Raw genomic sequence first — 26,620 nt, 5'->3', positions numbered from 1 at the left:
CGTACCGCTATCTGTCGTTCGAACGGCTCGGGCAATGGATCAGCAAGCGCGCCAGGTCGCCGACGCTTCGGCATCCGCGGGCGACGTCGCTCTCCATGCTCGATGGCGCGGTGGCCGCGGTCGTCGCCGGGCCGGTCTCGATGGCGTCCGAGGAATGGGTGTGCCCGCTCCTCGGCGTAGATCCCGACGCCTTCAATCACGACACCGAGGAGTTCTCGGCAATCGCCGCCACGCTGATGCGCCACAACGCTATCAGCGAGACGCTGTCGACGAGACCGGAGAGCTTCGAGCCGCTGTTCGTGCGATCACCGGACGGCGAAGTCGACCCGCAGCCCTGGTGCATGGGCTTCTACGCCGTCATGAAGCTTCGGCTTCTCGTCTGGTCGCGGCTTCTCCCCCCGAATGGAACCGAACACCTTATGCTGCGGCCGATCTTGGTCCATTGCATCGACGACGCCGGTCGACCCTTGCTACCCCCGGCCCGGCGCACGCTGGGAACGCAGCCCATCATCCAAAACGCCTGGCGCAACATTCCAGCAACCGTCGAGGCCCTCCGGCAGTTCTGGATGCCTATACGCTTCAAGCGCGGTGCGTAGGTCGTCCGCACCAAGTCCGTGGCTCCGTGGGCCTCTCGTACCGTTTACGGTCGATCATCGCTTTGCGCTCAGCAGGCCCGCCTTGGTGAGCGCGCCGGACAAAAAATCGTTTTCCAACGCCAGCTCGCCGATCTTGGCATGTAACGCCTTCAAATCGACCGGCGTCTCGGCCGATGTCTTGTCATGCCCAAACACGCCGGCGGCGCCTTCCAGGAGCTGGTTTTTCCAGATCGTGATCTGGTTCGGATGAACATCAAACAGTTGCGCCAGCTCCGCCAGTGTCTTGTCGCCTTTGACCGCAGCCAAAGCAACCTTCGCCTTGAATGCCGGAGAATGCGTCCGGCGGCTCTTCTTCGTCATCTTCGCTCCTGATTCGCAGCAAGAATCCTCGCCGCTGTCAGGCAGAAAATCCACTCAAGCTACTGTCCGAATTTGCGGGGCCAGCTCTTTCCGCCGCGCGGTGCCAGCACATGCTCGTGAATTTCGTGTATACTTTCCGCCAATGTCATTGACTCAACAAACCGCAAGCAAAACGACAGAAGCGGACCTCGTTCGCCGACCGGCCAGATTCAACGTTAATGCCAAAATTAGCACCCGCTCCGATCTCCCGATGCCACCAACAGCCCAATAGCCGTTCGTGCGACTGCGGGTGAGCGCCTGGTTAGAAGCGGACCTCCAGACAGCTGGTGTTCAGCAAACGCACGGAGTTCAAGACGCTGAATTACGCGATCAAATCTGTTCGAGGTGACTGCAAGAGTACCCGGCTCATGCAAGCAAAGACAAGGCGCTTCGAAGAGGCCCCGGGGAGCTTAGGAGGCTCGTTGCAGCACACGAGCTGTCTACCTTCTGTCCTACAGGACGCAAGAAATTCGGGCAGAATTCTGACCTGTCGACCCCTTTTGCAGCCGCCGGCGCCTCCATCTTCGGCGGTTTTCCAATGCTTCCGATTTTGGCCGAGCTTGCCAAATTCGCGCAGCATGCCCGCACTACGAGCGTTGCGACTGATGAGGGATCCACGTTCTGAAGCTAGTCTTCTGTTTCCTACTGAGCGACGCCGTGGTTGAAGAGCTTGCTTGCCAAGTCGATCGGTTGCCAGATGATTTCTGGCTGGCAGACGGTGCGCAACACTTGAATCATTGTTCTGGTATTCGCCTGGGCTGACAAATCTGGCACAATTTACTGTGTCCGCAGCAACTAACAACCTGATGGGCTTCGCGTACACACTATGCAATCTGCAAGCTGCCAGTTTCGTCTCGTATCGACCTCGTTATGGAGGACGGATAGTAAATTGTGCAAGTGGGCGGGTCGTGCGATTGTGCGCAATATCAGGCAGTGCATGCGAGATCGTGGTGAAAACAACCATGCTTTCAACGGCATCATCATTGCGGGCCGGGTCCCTTGGCGGCGAACGAGACTATCTAACGAATGATGGATGCGGCTGGCCTACTGGCGCGGGCGGCATGTTCGTTTACAGACCGGGCGGCCAGTCCTGCTGGTTGTTCTATGTGATCTGCAGCCCTGGCTGAGCTTGGTGATAAAGCAACACCATTCATGGCGTGCTCGATCGGAGCCAGAAGATCTCAGGATCGTCGCCGGCTCTGGAGTTCACAGCCAGGCAATGCGCTTTATCGCGATCTGCTGCCGGAACCACGCTATTGGGTTTGCAACTCAATATGGAGGCATGAACGCTGTCGGACGCGTTAGGTGCGTTTTTTGATGCTCGCCGCGTGTTGCTAGCATGAGTACGTAGAACATGAGCAGAATCAAGACGCCACGCATACCGAAGCACTTCCCGAGTTGATCATTTATTGTGGAGCGGATGGTATCCGGGGCATTTGTCGCAGACGATGGACCAAACAGCGGAGCGGAAGGGCCGTATCGCACGGCAGATGATTTGCCTCGGGTGTGAATGTGCTAGTGTCAGCTGACAATATCGACCTTACCGTTGTCGATCCGATACAGGGCCCCGACGACTTTCAGCCGGTTCTGCTCGACTGCAGCCTTCAGAATAGGGCCCGTCGATCTGAGTTTGTTGACATTGTCGATCACATTGTTTCGGGTTGCGCGGGCGGATGTATCGCCGGCCTGCCCTAGAGATGCGTTCACGGCGGGAGCAAGTGCGGTCACCAGGGCTGAAATGTGCCCTGGCGGCGGCTTATCTTGATGGAGCGACTTGATCGTAGCGTCTATCGCGCCGCAATGATCGTGGCCTAGTACGAGGATTAGCGGCGTGTTCAGTACTGCGACCGCATATTCCATACTGGCGAGTGTATCATCATTAGCGAAGTTGCCGGCGACGCGGCAGACAAACAAATCACCTAGCCCGCTGTCGAACACAAATTCGGGCGCCACGCGAGAGTCGGCGCAGCTCAGAACCGCCGCATATGGATTTTGGCCTTCGACCAAAGCCGAACGCTCGCGCCTAAGATCGTCGGCTCGTGATGCACCCTGGACATAACGTTCGTTTCCCATCAGCAGCCGCTTCAGGGCAGCATCTGGCGACAGCAGGTTATCTGGCTTGGGCGTGCTTTTTGCTTCCTTCGCATCGGCGATCTTATTGCCGAATCGCAGGAAAACTGTCGACGCAGCAAACAACAACAGCGAACGGCGCGAACGCGCGGTCCTGGTTAAATGGTACATATTTGGAGAATTGGCTGCATGCATGTGTCGCCTCAACGCACGGCCTTACGCCACCCGGTGGCTTCGGCTTCCGCTTCGCTACAAAACCAGCGTTCGCTACGCTTCTTCGTCATGTCGATTAGTTCGTAGCTGGCTTGCCCTGGCAGGTGATAGATCCGCTCGCCGCTGCGCTCGACAGTGCCTTTTATCAGGCACTCGGGGGACGGCGGTTCCGACAGCAGGACGGATCCGAGCAGTACTTCCTGCGCGTCGATCGGAACCGACCACGCGCCGACGATAATCGTGCCCTTATTGCGGCGAGGCCAGTCCCAGGGAGCGATGAACGCTCCCGACCACAGTCCCGTATGGGCTGTGCTTGCCGCCAACTCATAGACAGCGTGAGATGGAGCAGCCGATAGTGCCCAGCCCGAGCGTACCATCCAGACGTTCACATTCTCGCCTTCGATGAAGCAGTTACCGAGGGCTCGTCTGTACTCATCGACTCTCTGGGTATGACAATCCCAGGTTCGCCCATTTGAATGCTTGATAAGCTCGTCGCGAGCAGCTACGCCGCAGGCCCATTTCCGGCCCTTGGCGTCGAGACAAATCTGGTCCGTCTCAGGAGCTTCGATGCCTGAGAGCCGAACGTTGGTTTTGTCGATCTCGATCGTATTGCCGTCGAGGATGCGCGGAGCACCGCTGAACGTCGCGGCGCAGACCGGAGATGTGACGAGAGCGAGCAATGCGAACATAATTCCGCGGTTCTTCATCCCGACAACAACCTTTCGCTCCTGATCCACGTTTCACGCACGACACGGTGCCGATACATTCGACTGCTTGACAGCGTTACGTCCGTTATTCCGCCGGCATTTCCGACGCGCTTTATGAGGGCTTCGCCGGAACGCGAACCTACGGCCTGACGCTGCGTAAGGATCAAGTGATTTCTTTGGGGCGTGCGGCGCTATTCTTCGAGCATCAGCGGCTCTCTCACTAGGACCGCGCTTTACTCTCTCCACCTGAGGGGAGATCCTCGCGGGCGGCGCCGAACTGGCGATGCTGAACAAACCCGAACCCCGGAACGTTGTCTTTGCAAAAAAAAGTGGCCGACGATGAAGAGAGCTGGCCCCGCAAATTCGGACAGTAGCTTGAGTGGATTTTCTGCCTGACAGCGGCGAGGATTCTTGCTGCGAATCAGGAGCGAAGATGACGAAGAAGAGCCGCCGGACGCATTCTCCGGCATTCAAGGCGAAGGTTGCTTTGGCTGCGGTCAAAGGCGACAAGACACTGGCGGAGCTGGCGCAACTGTTTGATGTTCATCCGAACCAGATCACGATCTGGAAAAACCAGCTCCTGGAAGGCGCCGCCGGCGTGTTTGGGCATGACAAGACATCGGCCGAGACGCCGGTCGATTTGAAGGCGTTACATGCCAAGATCGGCGAGCTGGCGTTGGAAAACGATTTTTTGTCCGGCGCGCTCACCAAGGCGGGCCTGCTGAGCGCAAAGCGATGATCGACCGCGGTCATGATCTTTCTATCGTGCGCCAGGCGAAGGTCCTGAAGCTGGCTCGCAGCACGGTCTACTATGAACCTCGGCCAGTTTCGGCCGAGGACCTTGCCTTGATGCGTCGGCTCGATGAGCTGCATCTCGATTATCCCTTCGCGGGAGCGCGTATGCTGCGATCGTTGCTGCGGCGGGAGGGCGTATACGCCGGTCGCCGCCACATCGCGACGCTGATGAAGCGCATGGGGATCGAGGCGGTCTATCGTCGCCCGAACACGAGCAAGCCGGCTCCGGGTCACAAGATCTACCCGTACCTGTTGCGCGGATTGAAGATCGAGCGGCCCGACCATGCGTGGGCAATGGACACCACCTACATTCCGATGCGGCGTGGCTTCGTCTATCTCGCGGCGGTCGTCGATGTGTTCAGCCGACGGGTCCTGGCCCATCGCGTCTCGATCACAATGGAGGCGGCCTTCTGCGTCGAAGCGGTCCGGGAGACGTTGGCGAAGCACGGCAGGCCCGAGATTTTCAACACGGACCAGGGCAGCCAGTTCACCAGCCTCGAGTTCACCGATGTGCTGCTGGACGCGAAGATGGCCATCAGCATGGACGGCAAGGGCGCCTGGCGCGACAACGTGTTTGTCGAGCGGCTCTGGCGCACGGTCAAATACGAAGAAGTTTATCTCCGCGCCTACGACAGCGTGTCCGAGGCGCGAGCGACAATTGCCAAGTATCTGGCCTTCTACAATCAGGGGCGCCCTCACTCGAGCCTTGACGGGCGCACGCCCGACGAGGCTTACTTCGGCACGCAAGCTATGGTGATGGCCGCATGACCGTCGCCGACGATTTTGTCGTCGCTCTGGTCGGGCTACGCCCTCCCGACGCAACGACAAAATCGTAAAGCCCCGCGTTCAGCATAACCCGGCAGGACTCCACTTAAATCCAGCGGGGCGCTGTCCAAACAACCGGGGCCAGCTCTGCCCTCCAATACAGCCAGCCCTCTGCCGTTGGGATGGAGTGACATTAGCAAGCTAGCCCGTCTTATTCGCGAGAGGGCGCCTGAGAGGCTGGCGAGCGTGGTGTAAAGCGCTGATGCGGCGTAGGATTCGGTTGCGAAGCCACCCCATCACCTTCAACCGCGAACGCCACGCCCGCCATGACCGATGATACGATTTCAGACCACTATCGAGAAGCAAGAATTCAACACAAATAAAACCTCTGCCTCGCGCTCGATCTCTTCATGCTTGATAGTCTCGTTTCGGAGGCTGAGCACCTACCGCGTCTAATAGGCCGCTCGCGCCGGTTTCTTTGGACGCGGCACGACCGCGACTCCACGTTTCGGCACAGAAATGATCGGGAGTCACTCAATCTTTCTTCAACTTAACCCGTCTTATTCGTAAGAGTGCGCCTGAGGGGTAAAGCGCTGATGCGGCGTAGGATTCGGTTGCGAAGCCAACCCCATCACCTCCAACCGCGAACGCCACGCCCGCCATGACCGACGATACGATTCCGCCCTTCTCGTTTCCAGCCGTTCACGCCAAGAAAGTCACAGCTGCCTTCGATGGTGGGCGCCTAACCTCGAACGGGGGCGTGATGCTTCTGGCGATGGCCGAGCGGCGTCTCGGTTTGGCCAACAATCTGGCCCGGGTGTTCCCGGATCGGCGCGATCCGACGCGGGTCGTGCACAGCCTGGTCGATATGTTCCGCGCTCGCATGTTCGCGATCTGCTGCGGCTACGAGGACGCCGACGACCTCGATCATCTGAGGTCCGATCCGGCATTCAAACTGGCCTGCGGTCGCCTACCGGACACGGGCCGGGATTTGTGTTCCCAGCCGACGCTGTCGCGGCTGGAGAATGCTCCGCGCCTGCGCGACGTGATCCGGCTGACCTACACTTTGGTCGACGCATGGATGGATAGCTACCCGCGCGAGCCGGCATCCGTCACGCTCGACATCGATGATACCTGCGACGTCGTCCACGGCCATCAGCAGCTCTCGCTGTTCAACGCTCATTATGACGAACGCTGCTTCCTGCCGATCCACGTCTACGACACGGAGAAGAGCCGGCCCGTGGCCGTCGTGCTGCGGCCCGGCAAGACGCCGGGCGGCGTCGAGGTGCGTGCCCATCTGCGCCGCCTGGTACGGCATATCCGGACGCGATGGCACAACACGCAAATTACGTTCCGTGGCGACGGGCACTATGCCCGGCCGGAGGCAATGGCGTGGTGCGAGACCAACGGCATCGACTACATCTTCGGTCTGTCCGGCACCAAGCCTCTCGCCAGAAAAGTCGACGAGGTCGCCGACGACATCCGCACGCGACGCGCCATCGAGAACCTGCCGGTTCTGCGTGGCTATACCGAGACGCGCCACAAGGCAAAGTCCTGGGATCGCGAACGGCGCACTGTCGCCCGTATTGAGGCGACGATGCTCGGCCTCGACATCCGCTTCGTCGTCACCAGCCTCGATGTCGGCTCGGCCGAGTGGATCTACGACAGCCTGTATTGCGCGCGCGGCCAAGCCGAGAATCTGATCAAGCTGCATAAGACGCAGCTCGCCTCCGATCGCACCAGCTGCCGTTCGGCGCTCGCCAACCAGGTCCGTCTCGTGCTCCATACGGCCGCTTATTGGCTGATGCTGACCGTGCGCGACGCCATTCCCAAAGCCCGGGAATTGGCCGCTGCCGAGTTCGCGACGCTGCGTCTTCGGCTCTTGAAAATCGCCGCCCGTGTCGTCGAGACCACGAGCCGCATTCGCCTTGCGTTTGCCGCGGCATGTCCCGAAGCCGACCTGATCTGCGGCTTGCCCGGCGCGCTGCTGCCGCTCGGTCCTTGACCGGCGGGGCGTCCGCCCCCGTTCGCCCAACCCATCCCTCAAGCGCGTTGCAAAGTACCGGTCGTCAGGCGGCGAAAAGCCGAAGGCAATCCTGTGCGCCTCGTCAGACAAGATGTGCGGCCGCATCAATCGGGCCCAAAAGCCGCACTCTCACGAATAGGACGGGCTAGACCCGGTTTGGGGCGCGCCGACGAGGCCGCGCGATGGATTGGCGTGATCGGCAGTAGATCCTGGCGACTGCCGGTAGAGCGGAACCGACGAAGCGGCGTCATGAATGTGCGAACGCCTTGCTGCTACATCGGCTGTCCGATCGCCACGGCAGCGCCACGGCGCCACGGCCTTAGCTCCTCAGGATCGGATGGACCCGCTGACTGCCATGGCGCTGGCCGCACCCTACGGACCGGCTGGCGCTCACGCCGGCCCGAAACCGCACACCAATCGGGCTAACGATAGCCGCCCGCCTTGACGATCACCGTTTTGCGGGTGCGGCCATCACAGAGTCCGTTGATCAGGCGCGGCATGAATGAGACGCTAGATATGAGTAGCTGCTAGACACGCGTATTCCTGAGCAATACATCACCTTCCACTGCGCGCGGATAGTGAGCCGCCACTTCAAATGATGGCAATAAGCTAAGAATGGCTTGCAGGCTCAACTGCCCTTCGTAGAGCTCGCGATCACTATATTCGGTGTAGATAAAGCGCGTGTTGCTCAAGGTCCGCATACCGCCGGCGATAACGTCGGCTTCGGCTCCCTGAACGTCCATCCAGATGAAATCGACTCCGTCCAATTTGGCTTCGCTGCACCAGTCGTCAAGCCGCCGTGTTTCAACTGAGACAGGCCGATCAAACCGGACCCAATCATACTCGGTAAGATGATTCTTTGGGCGGCGTATTGAACCGGACAGGTCCCAATCTTTCGCATCCCCATCTGCATTACTCGGATGGAAGTCGATCGTCCCGTTTCGGTCACTGATGGCAATTTCTAGCAGCTTCACCTTATTGAGGGATGGACCGAGCTTCTTCTTGAAGCGCGCGATCGCTCGGGGGTCCGGCTCAAAGCAGTAAAGCTCGGGTTGCGGGCACAGCTCGAGGAACTTTTGCGTATCAGTCCCATCATTGCAGCCAATATCCAGGATGACCGGATTCGGCTTCTGCAGAAGTGAGACGATGTGCTGATGCACTTCTACGGACGACACAGATGCTCTTCCATGGTGCGCGGAGATCGGATGAATTTTGACTTGGAAGTCGATCACACGCCGGAAGCAGCTGCACAACGTATATCAAGGTATATTGCTCTTAAATCCGCCAATCCCTTCGATCCTCGACAGCTGTTTGGATGCCATCGACATCAAAAGGAGGGAGTCTATCGAGCACCTCGCGATGCAATTCTCGACCCTATCGCCGGAAAATGCGGCCTCAGTGAGTCAGATCGCCGTCTTGGCTTTTTGCCAGCCGAAAGAACGCCTTGGTTCAAGCGCCACCTGCCGGATATGATTTATGGCACGTGCCGAGCAGAGTGGCCCCTCGTGCATAGCAACAGCCCCTCATCTCGATGACAATTGCGCAAAAATGCGCGCTCTCGGCTCATGGCCGCCATCTCAGATAGTAGCTCCCGGCACTCTCTTCCTCGGAAACGCAGGCGAGGAACGCAACCGTGAAAGCACAGCGGTACGCGATGTCCGGCGCAATCAAGCTTTCGCGGCGCGTGCAAATTTCTTCAAGTGCTGCCGGCACGATGACCAGGGTGAATTCAATAGGGTTTGAGCGCCGCCGCTGGACACCGCTTGTGGACCGCACGCTTTGTCCGCCACAGCTGCTAGATGGTGCCGTCAGGCGATCACGTGCAATGCCGGCACCGCCGCCAACACGCGCAGTCTTTCGAACTGTCCAACGGCCCCCGGAGCAGCGTTGAAGTGTTCCCGGGATCAAAGCAGTATTCGAAGAAACGCAATGTCATTTTCACGACAGCGGGCGGGCTGGTGCACCTCTACGCGTTTGCTTCTGGACAACACACGCGCAGCCGCTGAATGCTTCAGCGGAACTGGAAGGGCAGATCGCTTAGCGCATTTCTGGCCTGACTCTTGCTACGGGCTGCTTGTCACATTGTGCTTAACTCCAACTTGTTCAGACGCTCAGGAGACCTCTATGAAATTCCGTCCGCTTCACGACCGCGTCGTGGTCAAGCGTATCGACGCAGAAGAGAAGACCGCCGGCGGCATCATCATCCCCGACACAGCCAAAGAAAAGCCATCGCAGGGCGAAGTCATTGCAGTTGGCCCGGGCGGCCACGATGATAGCGGCAAGCTAATTCCGATCGACATCGAAGTCGGTGATCGCGTGCTGTTTGGCAAGTGGTCCGGCACCGAGGTCAAGATCGATGGGCAAGACCTGTTGATTATGAAGGAGAGCGACGTGATGGGTGTTCTCACCGATGTCTTCTCCAAGAAGAAAGCCGCCTAATTCACAGCAAAGCTCACCCCTCCTGAGGAGAGCCCATCGGGCGCGCCAAAGGATGACTTAATAGGGACTGAAGGAATTTTCTATGTCAGCCAAAGAAGTGAAGTTCGGAGTAAACGCGCGGGACCGTATGCTGCGCGGTGTCGACATTCTCGCCAACGCCGTGCAGGTCACGCTCGGTCCGAAAGGCCGCAACGTCGTGCTCGACAAGTCGTTCGGCGCACCTCGAATTACCAAGGACGGCGTTGCCGTCGCCAAGGAGATCGAGCTCGACGACAAGTTCGAGAACATGGGTGCCCAGATGGTGCGTGAGGTCGCTTCGAAGGCTGCGGATGCTGCTGGCGACGGTACCACCACCGCGACCGTCCTGGCCGCTGCGATTGTGCGAGAAGGCGCCAAGTCGGTTGCCGCCGGCATGAACCCGATGGACCTCAAGCGCGGTATCGACCTTGCGGTCGAGGCTGTGGTTGCGGACCTTCAGAAGAACTCCAAGAAGGTCACCTCGAACGACGAGATCGCCCAGGTCGGCGCAATTTCGGCAAACGGCGACCAGGAGATCGGCAAGTTCCTCGCCGACGCGGTGAAGAAGGTCGGCAACGAGGGTGTCATCACCGTCGAGGAAGCCAAGTCGCTCGAGACCGAGCTTGACGTCGTCGAGGGCATGCAGTTCGACCGCGGCTACATCTCGCCCTACTTCGTCACCAACGCCGACAAGATGCGCGTTGAGATGGACGACGCCTACATCCTCATCAACGAGAAGAAGCTCTCCTCGCTGAACGAGCTGCTGCCGCTGCTCGAGGCCGTGGTGCAGACCGGCAAGCCGCTGGTCATCGTCGCCGAGGACGTCGAAGGCGAAGCGCTTGCGACCCTGGTCGTGAACCGTCTGCGCGGTGGTCTGAAGGTCGCGGCCGTCAAGGCTCCGGGCTTCGGCGATCGCCGCAAGGCCATGCTGCAGGACATCGCGATCCTGACCGGCGGCCAGGCGATCTCGGAAGATCTCGGCATCAAGCTCGAGAACGTCACGCTCAACATGCTCGGCCGCGCCAAGAAGGTGATGATCGACAAGGAGAACACCACGATCGTCAACGGCGCCGGCAAGAAGGCCGACATCGAGGCGCGCGTGGCCCAGATCAAGGCGCAGATCGAGGAGACCACCTCGGACTACGACCGTGAGAAGCTCCAGGAGCGTCTCGCCAAGCTCGCTGGCGGCGTCGCGGTGATCCGCGTCGGCGGCGCGACCGAGGTCGAGGTGAAGGAGCGCAAGGATCGCGTTGATGACGCGATGCATGCGACCCGCGCGGCGGTCGAGGAAGGCATCGTCCCGGGCGGCGGCGTCGCCCTGCTCCGTGCTTCCGAGCAGCTCAAGGGTCTGCGCACCGAGAACGACGACCAGAAGACCGGCGTCGAGATTGTGCGTAAGGCGCTGTCCTGGCCGGCCCGCCAGATCGCGATCAACGCCGGCGAGGACGGTTCGATCGTGGTCGGCAAGGTCCTCAACAACGAGCAGTACTCTTTTGGTTTCGACGCCCAGACAGGCGAGTACAGCAACCTCGTTTCCAAGGGTATCATTGACCCGGCCAAGGTCGTGCGCATCGCGGTCCAGAACGCCTCTTCGGTGGCCGGGCTGCTGATCACGACGGAAGCGATGGTTGCCGAGCTGCCGAAGAAGGCTACGGCTGGTCCAGCAATGCCTGCGGCCCCCGGCATGGGCGGTATGGACTTCTGATCGGCCTCCTTAAATTCTCGATGGCATGCAAAACCCTGGCGATAATGTCAGGGTTTTTTGCAGCGAGCGGTCTGTAGCCTGCCAGTCGACGAAGAATACAGCCCATGGGCCTATCGGCCTATCCATGTGCGCGGCGGCAGGCCCCGGCTCAACTTGCTTGTGACCGTTCCTTGGCGGCGACAGGACCGCGTCCGGCACGACGCGCTGAGGGGATGGAATGTGTCTATGCTAACGATATTTTACGTTGGTCGTCCACTAGGCAGATGGCTGGGTGCTAGGCAGCAGGGCATGAACCCGCGCAGGCGCTTTCGCCGGATGCATGCCGTCGGGTTCGTCAGCTTTTGGACAGCTATTCGGTGTACAATGACTCTTGAAGTTAGCGGCGCGTGGTAGGGACAGCGCTCGCCCCGAGTATGCGTGGGGATTTCGGCGCCGAGTCACGCTCCTGCTAACTTCAACCAGTCGCGCATGCGCGGCAGAGACAGCGTCTGATCCATCCACCCGACCAGCGCCCCCGCTGCTTCCCGCGTAATCGGATCCACGCTACCGGGCGCCGGTCATCCGAATTAGCTAAATACCCCCCATGCGAGCGCTCCGCGCAGGAACTCCTCGTCCAAACTTCGCGATGTCACTCGCACTATTCGGCACTTTAATCCGTGAAAGAGTGCTCCAGCTCGGCGCACAATTCCATTGAGAAGCTTGGAACAACACAGCGCTGCAATATCACTGAGTCAGATCGCGGATGAGGTCCTCACCGAAGCCGTCAATCAAGTCCAGCGACGAGAGAAGGCGGATTGTCGCGGAGCTCGTGGCGAGCGATGACTGGCTTTGAGGCGCCGGTGCGACGGCAAGCCGATGCCCCCGGCAGCAGCTATTTGGTTGGTGAGCTCACTATAAAAGCGGCTGGCGGTGATTCCGAAGCAGATCGGCTCCAGCTAGTGCCGACTCTGTGGATGCTTGGTTGCCGACCGGCCCCCTGAGCGCGATTGGGCGTCGGGTAACGCAACCCTACGAGGAGGTTAGCCTAACGGGCCGCCGGTCCGGCCTGAGAGGAAGCGCAGGCGATTGCTCTGACACGCGATGGCGCGGGGCTCACAAACCTCAGTGGAGCTATGGCTGATTTTGGGTGACGCGGCCTGATCAGGCGGCGTGGCTTTCAGTGTTCGGAATGACTTCGATTCCGTCGATGAACTTTACACCGGCGATGACTTTCGGCAACTGGTTCGTGCTCTTCAATCGCCGCCAGGTCTTCGATGCGGCGTCGATGAGCTTGAACACCATCAGCTTCGCAGTTTGTTGCGACAGCGATCCCTTGGTCCGCACCGTTCGGTGGCGCACCGTGGCGAAGACGCTCTCGATCGGGTTCGAGCTGCGTAGGTGGATCCAGTGCTCAGCAGGGAAGTCGAAGAAGGCGAGCAGCGCATGGCGATCCTTGATCAGGCACTCCACCGCACGTCCGTATTTGACGTGGTATTTCTCGACGAAGACGTCGATCGCGGTTTCAGCTTCGGCCCGGTGTGGGGCCAGATAGATGTTCCGCAGGTCGTTCTTCATGGGGCCCTGCACGGATTTGGCGACCTTGTCGAGTACGTTGCTCACTTTATGGCACCAGCATCGTTGGTGCCGCGTGCCGGGAAAGGCCTCGTCCAGTGCCTTCCAGAAGCCGAGGGCGCCGTCGCCGATGGCGAGTTGCGGGGCAATCCGTAACCCGCGTTGCCGCAGGTCGATCAGGAGTTCGCGCCAGCTCTGCGCGCTCTCGCGCACGCCGACCTGGAAGCCGATCAGCTCCTTCTTGCCTTCCGGCGTGGTGCCAATCAGCACCAGCATGCATTCGCTGTGATCTTCCATGCGGGCCTGCAGGTACACGCCATCGGCCCAGATGTAGACATAGCGACGCGCCGACAGATCGCGTCTCTGCCAGCGTTCGTACTCGACCTGCCAATCGGCCTTCAGGCCGGCGATCACCGAAGGCGACAGGTTCGGCGCATCCTTGCCGAGCAGCGCCGAGAGCGCCTCCTGGAAGTCGCCGGTCGAGATGCCGCGCAAATAGAGGACCGGGATCAAGGCATCCAGGCTCTTCGTCCGCCGCGCCCATAGCGGCAGGATTGCCGAACTGAAGCGGAGGCGGTCGCCTGGCCCGCTCGCTCCGCGGTCGCGGACCTTGGGACGAGCGACCTCCACCGGACCGATGCCGGTCGCAATCTCGCGCACCGGACCGTGCCCATGTCGGACCAGGCGCGCTCGACCGTCGGGCAGCGTCAGATTGGCCGTGCTGGCCAGAAACGCGCCAACCTCGATCTCGATCGCCCTGGCAAGCAGGTCCCGCGCGCCGGCACGAACGATATCGGTCAGTGGATCATCAACCGCGGACGGCTGACGGAAAGCAAGAACATTGGTAGTCTCGGTCATGGCGTATCGCTCTCCTCGAGAGGTTCTGGCAGGCTCGTCACCCGCCTCGATACGCCGCCTTCCTCACACCGTCATCACCCAGATTCCGCCATAGCTCACCTCAGTGACCGGCGAACCTATGTCGCTAAACATTCCCCTCTCTGCACTACTTCCAGAGAACTTCCATCGAGAGCATCGATTGAACATCCACAGAAACCGCGGCGGGTGAAACAAGGCGGGCGATGCGGCTGCCTCGTGTCTACCGATGAGGTTCCGCGCGCGGGAATAGGGCAAGGTCCGTTGCATTGGGATGCCCATACCTGATCCTTTGTGTGACGACCGCCGAAATATCACGTTTGTTCAGGGTGCTATAGCGCGAGCTATGGCGGAATCTGGGTGATGACGGTGTGAGGAAGGCGGCGTATCGAGGCGGGTGACGAGCCTGCCAGAACCTCTCGAGGAGAGCGATACGCCATGACCGAGACTACCAATGTTCTTGCTTTCCGTCAGCCGTCCGCGGTTGATGATCCACTGACCGATATCGTTCGTGCCGGCGCGCGGGACCTGCTTGCCAGGGCGATCGAGATCGAGGTTGGCGCGTTTCTGGCCAGCACGGCCAATCTGACGCTGCCCGACGGTCGAGCGCGCCTGGTCCGACATGGGCACGGTCCGGTGCGCGAGATTGCGACCGGCATCGGTCCGGTGGAGGTCGCTCGTCCCAAGGTCCGCGACCGCGGAGCGAGCGGGCCAGGCGACCGCCTCCGCTTCAGTTCGGCAATCCTGCCGCTATGGGCGCGGCGGACGAAGAGCCTGGATGCCTTGATCCCGGTCCTCTATTTGCGCGGCATCTCGACCGGCGACTTCCAGGAGGCGCTCTCGGCGCTGCTCGGCAAGGATGCGCCGAACCTGTCGCCTTCGGTGATCGCCGGCCTGAAGGCCGATTGGCAGGTCGAGTACGAACGCTGGCAGAGACGCGATCTGTCGGCGCGTCGCTATGTCTACATCTGGGCCGATGGCGTGTACCTGCAGGCCCGCATGGAAGATCACAGCGAATGCATGCTGGTGCTGATTGGCACCACGCCGGAAGGCAAGAAGGAGCTGATCGGCTTCCAGGTCGGCGTGCGCGAGAGCGCGCAGAGCTGGCGCGAACTCCTGATCGACCTGCGGCAACGCGGGTTACGGATTGCCCCGCAACTCGCCATCGGCGACGGCGCCCTCGGCTTCTGGAAGGCACTGGACGAGGCCTTTCCCGGCACGCGGCACCAACGATGCTGGTGCCATAAAGTGAGCAACGTACTCGACAAGGTCGCCAAATCCGTGCAGGGCCCCATGAAGAACGACCTGCGGAACATCTATCTGGCCCCACACCGGGCCGAAGCTGAAACCGCGATCGACGTCTTCGTCGAGAAATACCACGTCAAATACGGACGTGCGGTGGAGTGCCTGATCAAGGATCGCCATGCGCTGCTCGCCTTCTTCGACTTCCCTGCTGAGCACTGGATCCACCTACGCAGCTCGAACCCGATCGAGAGCGTCTTCGCCACGGTGCGCCACCGAACGGTGCGGACCAAGGGATCGCTGTCGCAACAAACTGCGAAGCTGATGGTGTTCAAGCTCATCGACGCCGCATCGAAGACCTGGCGGCGATTGAAGAGCACGAACCAGTTGCCGAAAGTCATCGCCGGTGTAAAGTTCATCGACGGAATCGACGTCATTCCGAACACTGAAAGCCACGCCGCCTGATCAGGCCGCGTCACCCAAAATCAGCCATAGCTCCTATAGCGCTCGGCAAGACTCTTAAACAACCCTCCGACCCGATCTGACGGAACAGTAAATTCGCCATAGTTAGGATCAGAGAGAATCGTCGTTCCATTCGACGTTGCCGTTGCAATCGTGTGGGTGCCGGCGCCAGGTTGGACGAATTTCAAGCTGACCAAATGGACGGATGGATCCTGCGCAAGCTCGTTTACGATCTTGTCGATGCACGAAGATGTACCAAACCTATATCGCGTCTCTTCAGCAGATGGTTCTAGGCCGGCGTCACGCAAGATTGTGCTTTTTGCCTGGAAATTGTGAGACCCTTCCGCCTTATCCTCTTTCAATTGAGTCTTAAGCTTTTCAGACTGTTCCTGCCGTCTTGCCGCCGAGCGGTGATTTTCCGTGCCCGGGAGCAGAACCCCCATTCGGGAGGAAGCGCGGCTTGGGAGATCAAGGAGCCACTCCGCGGCCAATCCAACACAGATTCCACTGACATTGGCTTGGGGCAATTCCGCCGTCCTGTAATCGAACAGAGGACGGACAGGGCTAGTGGCAACGGATAACTCGGAGCTGGAGGACAGAGAGGATGAGAGCTGGCCCCGGTTGTTTGGACAGCGCCCCGCTGGATTTAAGTGGATTCCTGCCGGGTTATGCTGAACGCGGGGCTTTACGGTTTTGTCGTTGCGTCGGGAGGGCGTAGCCCGACCAGAGCGACGACAAAACCGTCGGCGACGGTCATGCGGCCATCACCATAGCTTGCGTGCCGAAGTAAGCCTCGTCGGGCGTGCGCCCGTCAAGGCTCGAGTGAGGGCGTCCCTGATTGTAGAAGGCCAGATACTTGGCAATTGACGCTCGCGCCTCGGACACGCTGTCGTAGGCGCGGAGATATACTTCTTCGTATTTGACCGTGCGCCAGAGCCGCTCGACAAACACGTTGTCGCGCCAGGCGCCCTTGCCGTCCATGCTGATGGCGATCTTCGCGTCCAGCAGCACATCGGTGAACTCGAGGCTGGTGAACTGGCTGCCCTGATCCGTGTTGAAAATCTCGGGCCTGCCGTGCTTCGCCAACGCCTCCTGGACCGCTTCGACGCAGAAGGCCGCCTCCATTGTGATCGAGACGCGATGGGCCAGGACCCGTCGGCTGAACACATCGACGACCGCCGCGAGATAGACGAAGCCACGCCGCATCGGAATGTAGGTGATGTCCATTGCCCACGCATGGTCGGGCCGCTCGATCTTCAATCCGCGCAACAGGTACGGGTAGATCTTGTGACCCGGAGCCGGCTTGCTCGTGTTCGGGCGACGATAGACCGCCTCGATCCCCATGCGCTTCATCAGCGTCGCGATGTGGCGGCGACCGGCGTATACGCCCTCCCGCCGCAGCAACGATCGCAGCATACGCGCTCCCGCGAAGGGATAATCGAGATGCAGCTCATCGAGCCGACGCATCAAGGCAAGGTCCTCGGCCGAAACTGGCCGAGGTTCATAGTAGACCGTACTGCGAGCCAGCTTCAGGACCTTCGCCTGGCGCACGATAGAAAGATCATGATCGCGGTCGATCATCGCTTTGCGCTCAGCAGGCCCGCCTTGGTGAGCGCGCCGGACAAAAAATCGTTTTCCAACGCCAGCTCGCCGATCTTGGCATGTAACGCCTTCAAATCGACCGGCGTCTCGGCCGATGTCTTGTCATGCCCAAACACGCCGGCGGCGCCTTCCAGGAGCTGGTTTTTCCAGATCGTGATCTGGTTCGGATGAACATCAAACAGTTGCGCCAGCTCCGCCAGTGTCTTGTCGCCTTTGACCGCAGCCAAAGCAACCTTCGCCTTGAATGCCGGAGAATGCGTCCGGCGGCTCTTCTTCGTCATCTTCGCTCCTGATTCGCAGCAAGAATCCTCGCCGCTGTCAGGCAGAAAATCCACTCAAGCTACTGTCCGAATTTGCGGGGCCAGCTCTGTCACTCAATCTTTCTTCAACTTAACCCGTCTTATTCGTAAGAGTGCGCCTGAGGGGTAAAGCGCTGATGCGGCGTAGGATTCGGTTGCGAAGCCAACCCCATCACCTCCAACCGCGAACGCCACGCCCGCCATGACCGACGATACGATTCCGCCCTTCTCGTTTCCAGCCGTTCACGCCAAGAAAGTCACAGCTGCCTTCGATGGTGGGCGCCTAACCTCGAACGGGGGCGTGATGCTTCTGGCGATGGCCGAGCGGCGTCTCGGTTTGGCCAACAATCTGGCCCGGGTGTTCCCGGATCGGCGCGATCCGACGCGGGTCGTGCACAGCCTGGTCGATATGTTCCGCGCTCGCATGTTCGCGATCTGCTGCGGCTACGAGGACGCCGACGACCTCGATCATCTGAGGTCCGATCCGGCATTCAAACTGGCCTGCGGTCGCCTACCGGACACGGGCCGGGATTTGTGTTCCCAGCCGACGCTGTCGCGGCTGGAGAATGCTCCGCGCCTGCGCGACGTGATCCGGCTGACCTACACTTTGGTCGACGCATGGATGGATAGCTACCCGCGCGAGCCGGCATCCGTCACGCTCGACATCGATGATACCTGCGACGTCGTCCACGGCCATCAGCAGCTCTCGCTGTTCAACGCTCATTATGACGAACGCTGCTTCCTGCCGATCCACGTCTACGACACGGAGAAGAGCCGGCCCGTGGCCGTCGTGCTGCGGCCCGGCAAGACGCCGGGCGGCGTCGAGGTGCGTGCCCATCTGCGCCGCCTGGTACGGCATATCCGGACGCGATGGCACAACACGCAAATTACGTTCCGTGGCGACGGGCACTATGCCCGGCCGGAGGCAATGGCGTGGTGCGAGACCAACGGCATCGACTACATCTTCGGTCTGTCCGGCACCAAGCCTCTCGCCAGAAAAGTCGACGAGGTCGCCGACGACATCCGCACCCGACGCGCCATCGAGAACCTGCCGGTTCTGCGTGGCTATACCGAGACGCGCCACAAGGCAAAGTCCTGGGATCGCGAACGGCGCACTGTCGCCCGTATTGAGGCGACGATGCTCGGCCTCGACATCCGCTTCGTCGTCACCAGCCTCGATGTCGGCTCGGCCGAGTGGATCTACGACAGCCTGTATTGCGCGCGCGGCCAAGCCGAGAATCTGATCAAGCTGCATAAGACGCAGCTCGCCTCCGATCGCACCAGCTGCCGTTCGGCGCTCGCCAACCAGGTCCGTCTCGTGCTCCATACGGCCGCTTATTGGCTGATGCTGACCGTGCGCGACGCCATTCCCAAAGCCCGGGAATTGGCCGCTGCCGAGTTCGCGACGCTGCGTCTTCGGCTCTTGAAAATCGCCGCCCGTGTCGTCGAGACCACGAGCCGCATTCGCCTTGCGTTTGCCGCGGCATGTCCCGAAGCCGACCTGATCTGCGGCTTGCCCGGCGCGCTGCTGCCGCTCGGTCCTTGACCGGCGGGGCGTCCGCCCCCGTTCGCCCAACCCATCCCTCAAGCGCGTTGCAAAGTACCGGTCGTCAGGCGGCGAAAAGCCGAAGGCAATCCTGTGCGCCTCGTCAGACAAGATGTGCGGCCGCATCAATCGGGCCCAAAAGCCGCACTCTCACGAATAGGACGGGCTAGCCACATGATGACCATGCCGGAAATTGAGCGTTGCCTACGACAGCTGCGCCTGTCGGGTGTCCGCGACACGCTGCAGACGCGCGTGCTCCAGGCGCAGGGCGCCAACCAGCCCTTCCTCGAGACCTTCTCCCTTATCCTGCAGGATGAACTGGACCGTCGTCAGTCCCGTCTTATCGAGCGGCGATACCAGCAATCCGGGCTCGACGAAAAGCTGACGCTCGCCGAGTTCGACTGGTCCTTCAATCCCAAACTGCCACGTCAGACCTGCTTCCAGCTCCACACCCTGGCGTTCATTGCCGCTGGCGAGAACGCTCTGCTTGTTGGCAAACCTGGCACCGGGAAGTCGCACATCGCCAAGGCGATTGCCTATCAGGCGATCCTGCAAAGCCACAAGGTCCAGTATCTTGAGACCGACGACTTCTTCCACCGCTACGCCCTGAACTCTCCGGCACAACGCGAGGTCCGGCTGCGAACCATCATCGACTGCGATCTCCTCGTGCTGGACGATCTATTCCTCGCACGCGCCATCCCCGACGACGCCGGCACTTTGCTGCAGACCCTGATCCATCAGCGTTACAAACTGCGCCGCAGCGTCATCGTCACCTCCAATCGCGTCGTGCAGGATTGGGGGGCATACCTTGGGGACAACACTATGAGCACGACGATCCTCGATCGCCTTATGCATCATTGCCATCTGCTTGAGTTCGACGGACGCAGCTATCGGCTCAAAGAAGCCGCTGAAGCTCTTGCCCGGGAAACAAACTCAAACTAACAGTCCCTTGTCCTGCCTCGCGGGTGGAGGAATTTGACTGACCACACCCGGAGGAATTTGAAGTGACCCGCGGGGCCAAGGCGATGGTCCAGACCTGCATCGTGCATTTGATCCGCAACAGCCTATCCTTCGTGTCCTGGAAGGATCGCAAGGCGATCCTTCCCTCGATCAAGGCGATCTATCATGCCGAGAATGCCGACGCCGCTCTGCTCAGGCTCGAGGACTTCGAAGCCGAGTGGGGCAAGCGCTATCCCGCGATCGGGGCGGCCTGGCGCCGGGCGTGGGAGCACGTCATTCCGTTCTTCGCCTTCGCGCCGGAGATACGCAAAATGATCTATACCACCAACGCGGTCGAGGCGCTGAACCGTTCGCTGCGCAAGATCATCAAAACACGCGGCAGCTTCCCCAACGACGAGGCGGCGATGAAGCTGCTTTACCTCGCCATCAGAAATGCCGGCATCCATTGGCGACGACCGGTTGCATGGACGGCCGCAATGGGCCAGTTTGCCATCCAGTTCGGCGAGCGCTTTGCAGGCTCAGCGGACTGACCCCATGGGGTCAGTCCGCTGACCCCGCAAACCCCTCACAGAGACGCTCTTACACAAAACTTCTGACACTCCCGTCGTGGGCTTGAGATCGATCTCACCCTCATCGTGCCGCGCCGCCCGGCGCCCAAAACTTCGCCTCCAAAGAGCGCGCAATTCGCGTCCCCAGTTCGCCCCGTGATCGGCTATCAGCGAGCGAGATGCTGTTGTTCGCTCTGAGGCTGCTCCTGTTTGACAGCGGCATTTCATCTCAGCCCGCCTTGCACGCCGCAACGGCCGAGCGAGCCTGACATACACCCGCTTGTGACATCTCATCGGGACGCCGAACCGGTGCTTGTGCACCCGCTCGGCCTCACCTTGTGCTCGGATATTGTAAACTCAGTCCGTCATGCTGTCGCGCTCATCCGCGCGAACAACGTTGCCGCATCTGAGGGACTCAATCCAACGACGCCTACGAAGCTCGGAGACGGCATCGGAATGTCTCGATAAATGGGTCTCCACAAATGAAGGCAATATCGGCTGTTATTCACATAACGCGAATGTGGCGGATGCAGTTGCATGACGCACTCTTCTTCATCCCAGAACATGTCTTTGACAAAGCACATCTCCTCCCAGTTTGGACAACGCCGCGGTGTCGAAACAGCGACATGCTCCCACCCAGGACGGACAAATGCACTTATCTTTAGTTCACACCCGCAAGGCCCCTGCACAAAGAAGAGACCGCAAGGGCCTGATCCCGGAGCAGTCGCGAACCGGCCATGCTGCACCCGGCCCGCCTCCAGCTTGTCTACCACCTGCGCTCGCACGCCCGCTCCTTTGCCTCTCGGATAGCCCTGAACTCTACGTAGATGACGTTGTCGCGCAACAAGTCAACCTCCGCGATTCTCGGCCCAGCTTTCCTGAACCACTCTACAACGCACCATCCGCAAAAGCGGTAGACGTCTATCATCACTCACGCTCCTCTAGTTATGCCTCTGGTGCTCGAATTGCGCTCGGTGCCGCCGGTTGCCTGAGGACGGGCGGTGGCACGATCTGTACGTTGAGTTAGGCGACCCGCCGATCGAATCTTCCCGCTACTTATGTAAGTCCGCCATTGAGCCTCTCCGCGGCGAAGCAGTCTTGATCGGTGCCAGGCATTCACTGCTCATCGCCGGCAGAGCGCACATCACGCTTGAGCATGCGAAGTCGGCGGCTCTTGAGGCCTCATCTCGTCTTCAATGAATTGTCCCTCATCATGCCATGCTCTCCTATTGGCGGCGGAATCCAGACTTCATGATGCTCGCAGTTGCCGCACCAGATAGCTCCGGGCGACATTGCTGCTTCTGCGGGAGTGTACTTGATCCCTTGCGGCCTTCTCGCAAAGGCTGAACAGTCCTAATGCGTCAATTATGTGAAAACCATTCAGTTTTATGGCGTCCAAATCGGCTCGTACATAGCCGCAGACGTCTGGAATGCACTTCTTAGCTGGCACATCCAGCGGACCGCTGCGACCTCGATCGTCAGCTAACGGTCAGGAACAATGATTAACCGATCTCATTGGCTGCCACTGCAAATATCGCTCGATTTATAGGCCTCACTAAGATGCGGCCCTTAACGCGTTCGCTACGTGACCTTGCCCCCATATGTGGAACGGCCCGCGAGGCAAGAGCTTTTTCAGTCGATTTCACACATTGGAACGGTGCGGTCATATGTCCGGCCTTTGCGCGCGGCACAATATGGCCGCGGGCCTCGATGAGATCCGCGGAACGAGGAGCTAAATCAAGTTTACGCGCTTGAGCGCATTGGGGGCAGTAGCTTCACTCGTTTCGGGATTTCGTCCCATGGGTTCATCGCCAGTTGTTGCACCTCGCCCTCTGCCGGCCTGCGCCGGTCTCGTTTTGGCGGTCACTGCGTCACCGCGGCAATCGCCAATGGGTCGGGACGCCGATAAATTTCGCCCTTGTTCAGGAGCGCCCAGATGATCCGCGCCGTCTTATTGGCCTGCGCGACGGCGGCAACCTTGAAGGGGCGTCTGGCGAGAAGCGCCTTCAGCCACGGCCGCGCCCGAACGTCGTTTCGGACAAGCCGCAAGACGGCCGTTGCCCCGACAACGAGGAGAGAGCGGAGTTCTGGATTTCCCATCTTCGATATTCGTCCCAACCGCTCTTTGCCTCCGCTTGAATGAGGCCGCGGCGTCAATCCCAGCCAGGCGGCAAAGTGGCGAGCCGACTTGAACCCGCCGGGATCCGGCACAAGCGCTTTGATGGTCGCCGCCGTAATGGCGCCGACGCCAGGGATCGTGGTCAACCGACGCATGTCCTCGTCGTGCTTGGCCTCCGCGACGATTGCGCGCTCGAGCCTCTCGATCTGGTCGGCTGAAGCTTCAATCTCGTCGGCAATAGCCATCAGCGCGAAGCGCGCTGCTGCGGGCAGGCGTGCATCTGTCTCATCCCGTATGATTGCGACCAGCGCCTCAACCTTTGCCAGGCCGGCGGTGGCGATGATCCCCAATTCTGCCAGATGCGCGCGCAACGCGTTGACCGATTGCGTTCGCTGCCGCACTAGAAGAGCGCGGGGTCTTCAGCACCATCGCGGCAGCCTGTTGCTCAGCCGTCTTAATCGGCACGAAGCGCATGGTCTTTCGGGTCACCGCTTCGCTGATGGCCTCAGCGTCCGCCGCATCCGTCTTGCCACGCTTGACGAAGGGTTTGACATAAGCCGGCGGAATGAGCCGGACCTCATGACCGAGAGCTGCGATCTCGCGCGCCCAATAGTGGGTGCGCGTTTCGCGGGATCGTGAGCGCGGATTTCAGGGGATCGTGAGCAGAGATTTCAGACGATCGTGAGCAACGATTTCGCGGGATCGTGAGCAAGGCTTTCGGAGCCTTGCAGCGCTTCGGCCGACAACTCAACCGGCTTAGGGATGACCTCGTGGTTAACGAGGAAGTCCAATGCCTACCCAGAGATTGTCGATGCGCCGGATCAAGGAAGTCCTTCGGTTAAAACATTTTCAAGGCCTGCCAGAGCGGGCCATCGCGCGGAGCGTGGGCGTCAGCAACGGCGTTGTGCACAGCTACCTGAGCCGCGCCCGCTCTGCTGGGTTGAGCTGGCCGCTTCCGGAGGGAATGACCGATGAAGACCTGGAGCTTTTGCTTTTCCCGGCCCCACGACCAGCGTCTCAGAGCCCGCAGCGGCCGGTGCCCGACTGGAGCTACATCGATAAAGAGCTCCGCCGGCGCAACGTAACCCGTCGCCTGCTCTGGGAGGAGTATCGCGCCGTTAATCCCGACGGTTTCGGGTACACGTGGTTCTGCACTACCTACGAGGCCTGGAAGGGGCGGGTCCGACCTTCGATGCGGCAGATTCATCTGGGCGGCGAGAAGGTGTTCGTGGATTTCGCCGGCGACACCATCGACATCGTCGATCCCCTGACCGGGGAAGTGCAGCCGATGAAGCTGTTCGTCGCGGCGATGGGCGCTTCGAACTACACCTACGCCGAGGCCTGCCCCAGCGAGAGCTTGGCCGACTGGATCCGGGCCCACGTCAACTTGTTCACGTTTTTGAGCGGAACGCCGACGTTCGTGGTCTGCGACAACCTCAAAGCCGCCGTCAGCAACCCCGACCGCTACGATCCCGGCCTCAATCGCACTTATGCCGAGATGGCGAGCCATTACGGCACGGCCATTCTCGCCGCACGGCCGCGGCGCCCAAAAGACAAGGCGAAGGTCGAGGTCGCGGTGCAAATCGCCCAGCGCTGGATTCTGGCCCGGCTGCGCAATCAGCGCTTCTTTTCCCGGGCCGAGCTCAACGCCGCCATCAAGACACTCGTCGACGAACTCAATGCTCGTCAAATGCGTGGCTTCGGCTCAAGCCGCGCCGAACTGTTTGCCGAACTCGACAAACCCAAGCTAACCCCGCTGCCAGATCAGCCTTATGCCTTCGCACGCTGGAAGCGCTGCCGCCTCGCTCCCGATTATCATGTCGAGGTCGACGGCCATTGGTACTCCGCGCCGTATCGTCTGATTGGCGAGCTGGTCGATGCCCGTATCGACGATCGGACGGTCGAGATCTTCCACAAGGGCCAGCGGATCGCCAGCCATGCCCGCGCGCCCAACCGACGCGGACACACCACCATCGCCGACCACATGCCCAGCGCCCATCGCCGCTACGGCAAATGGACCCCCGCCGCGGTGATCGCCGCCGGCGAGCGGATCGGTCCTTCGACAGCAGCGTTTTTCCAGGCCGTGATCGACGCCCGCCCCCATCCAGAACAAGGCTTTCGAACCTGCCTTGGCATTCTGGCGCTCGTCAAAAGCTACGGCGCCGAACGCCTCGACGCAGCCTGCCGGAGGGGCATCCTCATCAAGGCGCGCTCCGTCGCCTCGATTAGATCGATCCTCCAGAACGGCCTCGATCGCACGTTCTTCGACGAATCTTTCGAGCACCAGCCCCTGCGCCACGGCAACATCCGCGGACGCGACTACTTCCACTGAAGCAAGGAGAGACCCGGCATGCTTAACCACCCAACCCACGAACGGCTGATCGAGCTTGGCCTGACCGGAATGGCCAAGGCCTTCGAGGAGCAGCGCCGATCGCCCGATCTCGAAGCCCTGCCGTTCGAAGATCGCATCGGCCTGTTGGTCGACCGCGAAGCCGCCGAACGCGACACCAGGCGGCTCACCACGCGCCTCAAGATCGCCGCACTGCGCCAGACTGCTTGCGTCGAGGACGTCGATCTGCGCACCCCGCGGGGCATCGACCGCGCCGTTTTCGCCAAACTCGTCGAAGGTCGCTGGATCGATCGCCACGAGAATTTGCTCGTCACCGGGGCAACCGGCCTGGGCAAAAGTTGGTTAGCCTGCGCGCTCGGCCACAAGGCCTGCCGCGACAACCGATCAGTCCTCTATCATCGCGTTCCAAGGCTGTTCGAGGCGCTCGCGCTCGCGCGCGGAGACGGACGTTACGCCCGGCTCCTCAAAAGCCTCGGCCGCGCTCAGCTTCTGATTTTGGATGATTGGGGACTATCGGTGCTCACCGCCGCGGAACGCCGCGATCTGCTCGAAATCCTCGAGGACCGCCATGGCCGCGCATCCACCATCGTCACAAGTCAGCTCCCCGTGGACACCTGGCATGGAGCCATTGGGGACCCCACGGTCGCCGACGCCATTCTCGATCGCCTCGTCCACAACGCCCACCGCCTCCAGCTCACCGGAGAAAGCATGCGAAAACGCAGCGCCAAAACCATCACCCTTGACGGCCAACCAGAACACTGACTCTATCTCCCATCGGCCGTAGCGGGCTGCTCACGATCGTCTGAATTCAGTGCTCACGATCGCGCGAAATCGATGCTCACGATCCGTGAAATCCGCACCTCGGCCAGCAGGGGGCCGGTCCAGCGCGCAAACCCTTGCGGTGGCGGCTTATCCAGCAGCTTCAGAATCCGCTTGTCGGTCGTCTTCGTATAGATCGGCTGCTTGCCAGGCCGCGGCTTGTCTTGCAGCCCTTCAAGGCCATGGTCGGCATAGCGATGCCGCCAAAGGCTGACAATCCGCGGCTGGACCCCAACTTCCTTGGCGATCGACCGGGTGCTGCGCCCATCCGCCGCCAACAGAACTATCCGCGCCCGCTTCAAATCGCGCTGCAACGTCACCGGTGAGCGACAGCACGCCTCAAGCACCTTGCGATCTTTCCTCGAAAGGTGGACTTCTCTTGCTTCGGGTATCATCCCGACCTTGAATCACGACTCACGTTCCAAGAAAAGTGGGTACTAGTCCACAGCCCCCGACAGCTTTAGACCATCGGTCTTATGAAGAGACTTTGAATCGCATGCATCGTTAGATTGTACG

Annotated in this window: 17 protein-coding genes and 4 pseudogenes; 11 read left to right on the top strand and 10 right to left on the bottom strand. The window is 60.5% G+C overall.

The features are described 5' to 3' along the window. Nucleotides 1-11 precede the first annotated feature (11 nt). Nucleotides 12-596, top strand: coding sequence for a UPF0149 family protein (locus ABIF91_RS09675; protein WP_424579115.1), 585 nt, complete (start codon nt 12-14; stop codon nt 594-596). 46 nt (nt 597-642) lie between these two features. On the opposite strand, the pseudogene ABIF91_RS09670 reads toward ABIF91_RS09675, so the two are convergent. The 3 genes and pseudogenes from ABIF91_RS09670 to ABIF91_RS09660 all read right to left on the bottom strand — a co-directional run. Next, nucleotides 643-956, bottom strand: a pseudogene (locus ABIF91_RS09670) (transposase); the annotation flags it as partial. A gap of 1,560 nt (nt 957-2,516) precedes the next feature. Further along, entirely contained in the window at nt 2,517-3,260 is a 744-nt protein-coding gene (locus tag ABIF91_RS09665; RefSeq protein ID WP_028144320.1) for a carbonic anhydrase, read from the bottom strand. A gap of 8 nt (nt 3,261-3,268) precedes the next feature. Continuing rightward, nucleotides 3,269-3,985: a thermonuclease family protein gene (locus tag ABIF91_RS09660; protein WP_028182266.1), complete on the bottom strand. Its 717-nt coding sequence runs from the start codon at nt 3,983-3,985 to the stop codon at nt 3,269-3,271. 433 nt (nt 3,986-4,418) lie between these two features. Between ABIF91_RS09660 and ABIF91_RS09655 the strand changes: the two genes are divergently transcribed. Both ABIF91_RS09655 and ABIF91_RS09650 read left to right on the top strand, forming a co-directional pair. Continuing rightward, nucleotides 4,419-5,548 (top strand): IS3-like element ISRj2 family transposase gene (locus tag ABIF91_RS09655; RefSeq protein WP_424579114.1). Its coding sequence is split into 2 segments (ribosomal slippage): nt 4,419-4,671 and nt 4,671-5,548, totalling 1,131 coding nucleotides; the frame shifts between segments, so codons are not numbered across the junction. 658 nt (nt 5,549-6,206) lie between these two features. Further along, nucleotides 6,207-7,550, top strand: coding sequence for an IS1380-like element ISBdi2 family transposase (locus ABIF91_RS09650; RefSeq protein ID WP_208086440.1), 1,344 nt, complete (start codon nt 6,207-6,209; stop codon nt 7,548-7,550). Nucleotides 7,551-8,098: 548 nt separating this feature from the next. On the opposite strand, the gene ABIF91_RS09645 is transcribed toward ABIF91_RS09650, so the two are convergent. Beyond that, nucleotides 8,099-8,746: an FkbM family methyltransferase gene (locus ABIF91_RS09645; protein WP_028144322.1), complete on the bottom strand. Its 648-nt coding sequence runs from the start codon at nt 8,744-8,746 to the stop codon at nt 8,099-8,101. Between the two features lie 949 nt (nt 8,747-9,695). Here ABIF91_RS09645 and ABIF91_RS09640 point away from each other — a divergent pair. Together ABIF91_RS09640 and groL are read left to right on the top strand one after the other, a co-directional pair. Then, nucleotides 9,696-10,010 carry a co-chaperone GroES gene (locus tag ABIF91_RS09640; RefSeq protein ID WP_011084856.1) on the top strand — a complete coding sequence of 105 codons (315 nt, stop codon included), beginning with the start codon at nt 9,696-9,698 and terminating at the stop codon, nt 10,008-10,010. An 82-nt stretch (nt 10,011-10,092) separates the two neighbouring features. Continuing rightward, nucleotides 10,093-11,733 carry a chaperonin GroEL gene (groL, locus tag ABIF91_RS09635; RefSeq protein WP_028182103.1) on the top strand — a complete coding sequence of 547 codons (1,641 nt, stop codon included), beginning with the start codon at nt 10,093-10,095 and terminating at the stop codon, nt 11,731-11,733. 1,140 nt (nt 11,734-12,873) lie between these two features. On the opposite strand, the gene ABIF91_RS09630 is transcribed toward groL, so the two are convergent. Further along, on the bottom strand, nt 12,874-14,142 hold the full coding sequence (locus ABIF91_RS09630) for an IS256 family transposase (protein ID WP_038952271.1): 1,269 nt from the start codon (nt 14,140-14,142) through the stop codon (nt 12,874-12,876). A gap of 453 nt (nt 14,143-14,595) precedes the next feature. On the opposite strand from ABIF91_RS09630, the gene ABIF91_RS09625 reads away from it, so the two are divergent. Beyond that, nucleotides 14,596-15,864: an IS256 family transposase gene (locus ABIF91_RS09625; protein ID WP_424579110.1), complete on the top strand. Its 1,269-nt coding sequence runs from the start codon at nt 14,596-14,598 to the stop codon at nt 15,862-15,864. A 20-nt stretch (nt 15,865-15,884) separates the two neighbouring features. Here ABIF91_RS09625 and ABIF91_RS09620 read toward each other — a convergent pair whose 3' ends face one another. Together ABIF91_RS09620 and ABIF91_RS09615 are read right to left on the bottom strand one after the other, a co-directional pair. Next, nucleotides 15,885-16,412 carry a YopT-type cysteine protease domain-containing protein gene (locus ABIF91_RS09620; RefSeq protein ID WP_424579113.1) on the bottom strand — a complete coding sequence of 176 codons (528 nt, stop codon included), beginning with the start codon at nt 16,410-16,412 and terminating at the stop codon, nt 15,885-15,887. Nucleotides 16,413-16,614: 202 nt separating this feature from the next. After that, a protein-coding gene (locus tag ABIF91_RS09615) for an IS3-like element ISRj2 family transposase (RefSeq protein ID WP_129557670.1) occupies nt 16,615-17,744 on the bottom strand; the annotation gives its coding sequence in 2 pieces (ribosomal slippage) (nt 16,615-17,492 and nt 17,492-17,744; 1,131 coding nt in all). Between the two features lie 220 nt (nt 17,745-17,964). Between ABIF91_RS09615 and ABIF91_RS09610 the strand changes: the two genes are divergently transcribed. The 3 genes and pseudogenes from ABIF91_RS09610 to ABIF91_RS09600 form a co-directional block, all read left to right on the top strand. Further along, nucleotides 17,965-19,308: an IS1380-like element ISBdi2 family transposase gene (locus tag ABIF91_RS09610; RefSeq protein WP_208086440.1), complete on the top strand. Its 1,344-nt coding sequence runs from the start codon at nt 17,965-17,967 to the stop codon at nt 19,306-19,308. Nucleotides 19,309-19,482: 174 nt separating this feature from the next. Continuing rightward, nucleotides 19,483-20,250 (top strand): IS21-like element IS1631 family helper ATPase IstB, encoded by a 768-nt coding sequence (gene istB, locus ABIF91_RS09605; protein ID WP_038952109.1) that lies wholly within the window; start codon nt 19,483-19,485, stop codon nt 20,248-20,250. 77 nt (nt 20,251-20,327) lie between these two features. Continuing rightward, nucleotides 20,328-20,798 (top strand): annotated as a pseudogene (locus ABIF91_RS09600) (transposase); the annotation flags it as partial. A gap of 383 nt (nt 20,799-21,181) precedes the next feature. On the opposite strand, the gene ABIF91_RS09595 reads toward ABIF91_RS09600, so the two are convergent. After that, nucleotides 21,182-21,505, bottom strand: coding sequence for a DUF7694 domain-containing protein (locus tag ABIF91_RS09595; RefSeq protein ID WP_418224650.1), 324 nt, complete (start codon nt 21,503-21,505; stop codon nt 21,182-21,184). A 1,174-nt stretch (nt 21,506-22,679) separates the two neighbouring features. Beyond that, nucleotides 22,680-23,550: pseudogene (locus tag ABIF91_RS09590) on the bottom strand (IS110 family transposase); the annotation flags it as partial. A gap of 175 nt (nt 23,551-23,725) precedes the next feature. Between ABIF91_RS09590 and istA the strand changes: the two are divergent. Together istA and istB (ABIF91_RS09580) are read left to right on the top strand one after the other, a co-directional pair. Next, a complete protein-coding gene (gene istA, locus ABIF91_RS09585) occupies nt 23,726-25,267 on the top strand; it encodes an IS21-like element ISFK1 family transposase (RefSeq protein WP_060907903.1) in 1,542 nt (513 codons plus the stop codon). A gap of 18 nt (nt 25,268-25,285) precedes the next feature. After that, nucleotides 25,286-26,047 carry an IS21-like element ISFK1 family helper ATPase IstB gene (istB, locus tag ABIF91_RS09580; RefSeq protein WP_011090937.1) on the top strand — a complete coding sequence of 254 codons (762 nt, stop codon included), beginning with the start codon at nt 25,286-25,288 and terminating at the stop codon, nt 26,045-26,047. Between the two features lie 98 nt (nt 26,048-26,145). Here the strand turns inward: istB (ABIF91_RS09580) and ABIF91_RS09575 are convergent. Continuing rightward, nucleotides 26,146-26,499: pseudogene (locus ABIF91_RS09575) on the bottom strand (helix-turn-helix domain-containing protein); the annotation flags it as partial. Nucleotides 26,500-26,620 lie beyond the last annotated feature (121 nt).

It is taken from the genome of Bradyrhizobium sp. USDA 241 (assembly GCF_049739505.1).
Taxonomy (GTDB): Bacteria; Pseudomonadota; Alphaproteobacteria; order Rhizobiales; family Xanthobacteraceae; genus Bradyrhizobium; species Bradyrhizobium liaoningense.
This window is presented reverse-complemented; position numbering and strand designations above follow the sequence as displayed.

Coding starts and splice junctions, on each gene's coding strand:
- ABIF91_RS09665 (WP_028144320.1), bottom strand. CDS start 3,260: ATGCATGCAGCCAATTCTCCAAATATGTACCATTTAACCAGGACCGCG.
- ABIF91_RS09660 (WP_028182266.1), bottom strand. CDS start 3,985: ATGAAGAACCGCGGAATTATGTTCGCATTGCTCGCTCTCGTCACATCT.
- ABIF91_RS09650 (WP_208086440.1), top strand. CDS start 6,207: ATGACCGACGATACGATTCCGCCCTTCTCGTTTCCAGCCGTTCACGCC.
- ABIF91_RS09640 (WP_011084856.1), top strand. CDS start 9,696: ATGAAATTCCGTCCGCTTCACGACCGCGTCGTGGTCAAGCGTATCGAC.
- groL (WP_028182103.1), top strand. CDS start 10,093: ATGTCAGCCAAAGAAGTGAAGTTCGGAGTAAACGCGCGGGACCGTATG.
- ABIF91_RS09630 (WP_038952271.1), bottom strand. CDS start 14,142: ATGACCGAGACTACCAATGTTCTTGCTTTCCGTCAGCCGTCCGCGGTT.
- ABIF91_RS09625 (WP_424579110.1), top strand. CDS start 14,596: ATGACCGAGACTACCAATGTTCTTGCTTTCCGTCAGCCGTCCGCGGTT.
- ABIF91_RS09610 (WP_208086440.1), top strand. CDS start 17,965: ATGACCGACGATACGATTCCGCCCTTCTCGTTTCCAGCCGTTCACGCC.
- istB (WP_038952109.1), top strand. CDS start 19,483: ATGATGACCATGCCGGAAATTGAGCGTTGCCTACGACAGCTGCGCCTG.
- istA (WP_060907903.1), top strand. CDS start 23,726: ATGCCTACCCAGAGATTGTCGATGCGCCGGATCAAGGAAGTCCTTCGG.
- istB (WP_011090937.1), top strand. CDS start 25,286: ATGCTTAACCACCCAACCCACGAACGGCTGATCGAGCTTGGCCTGACC.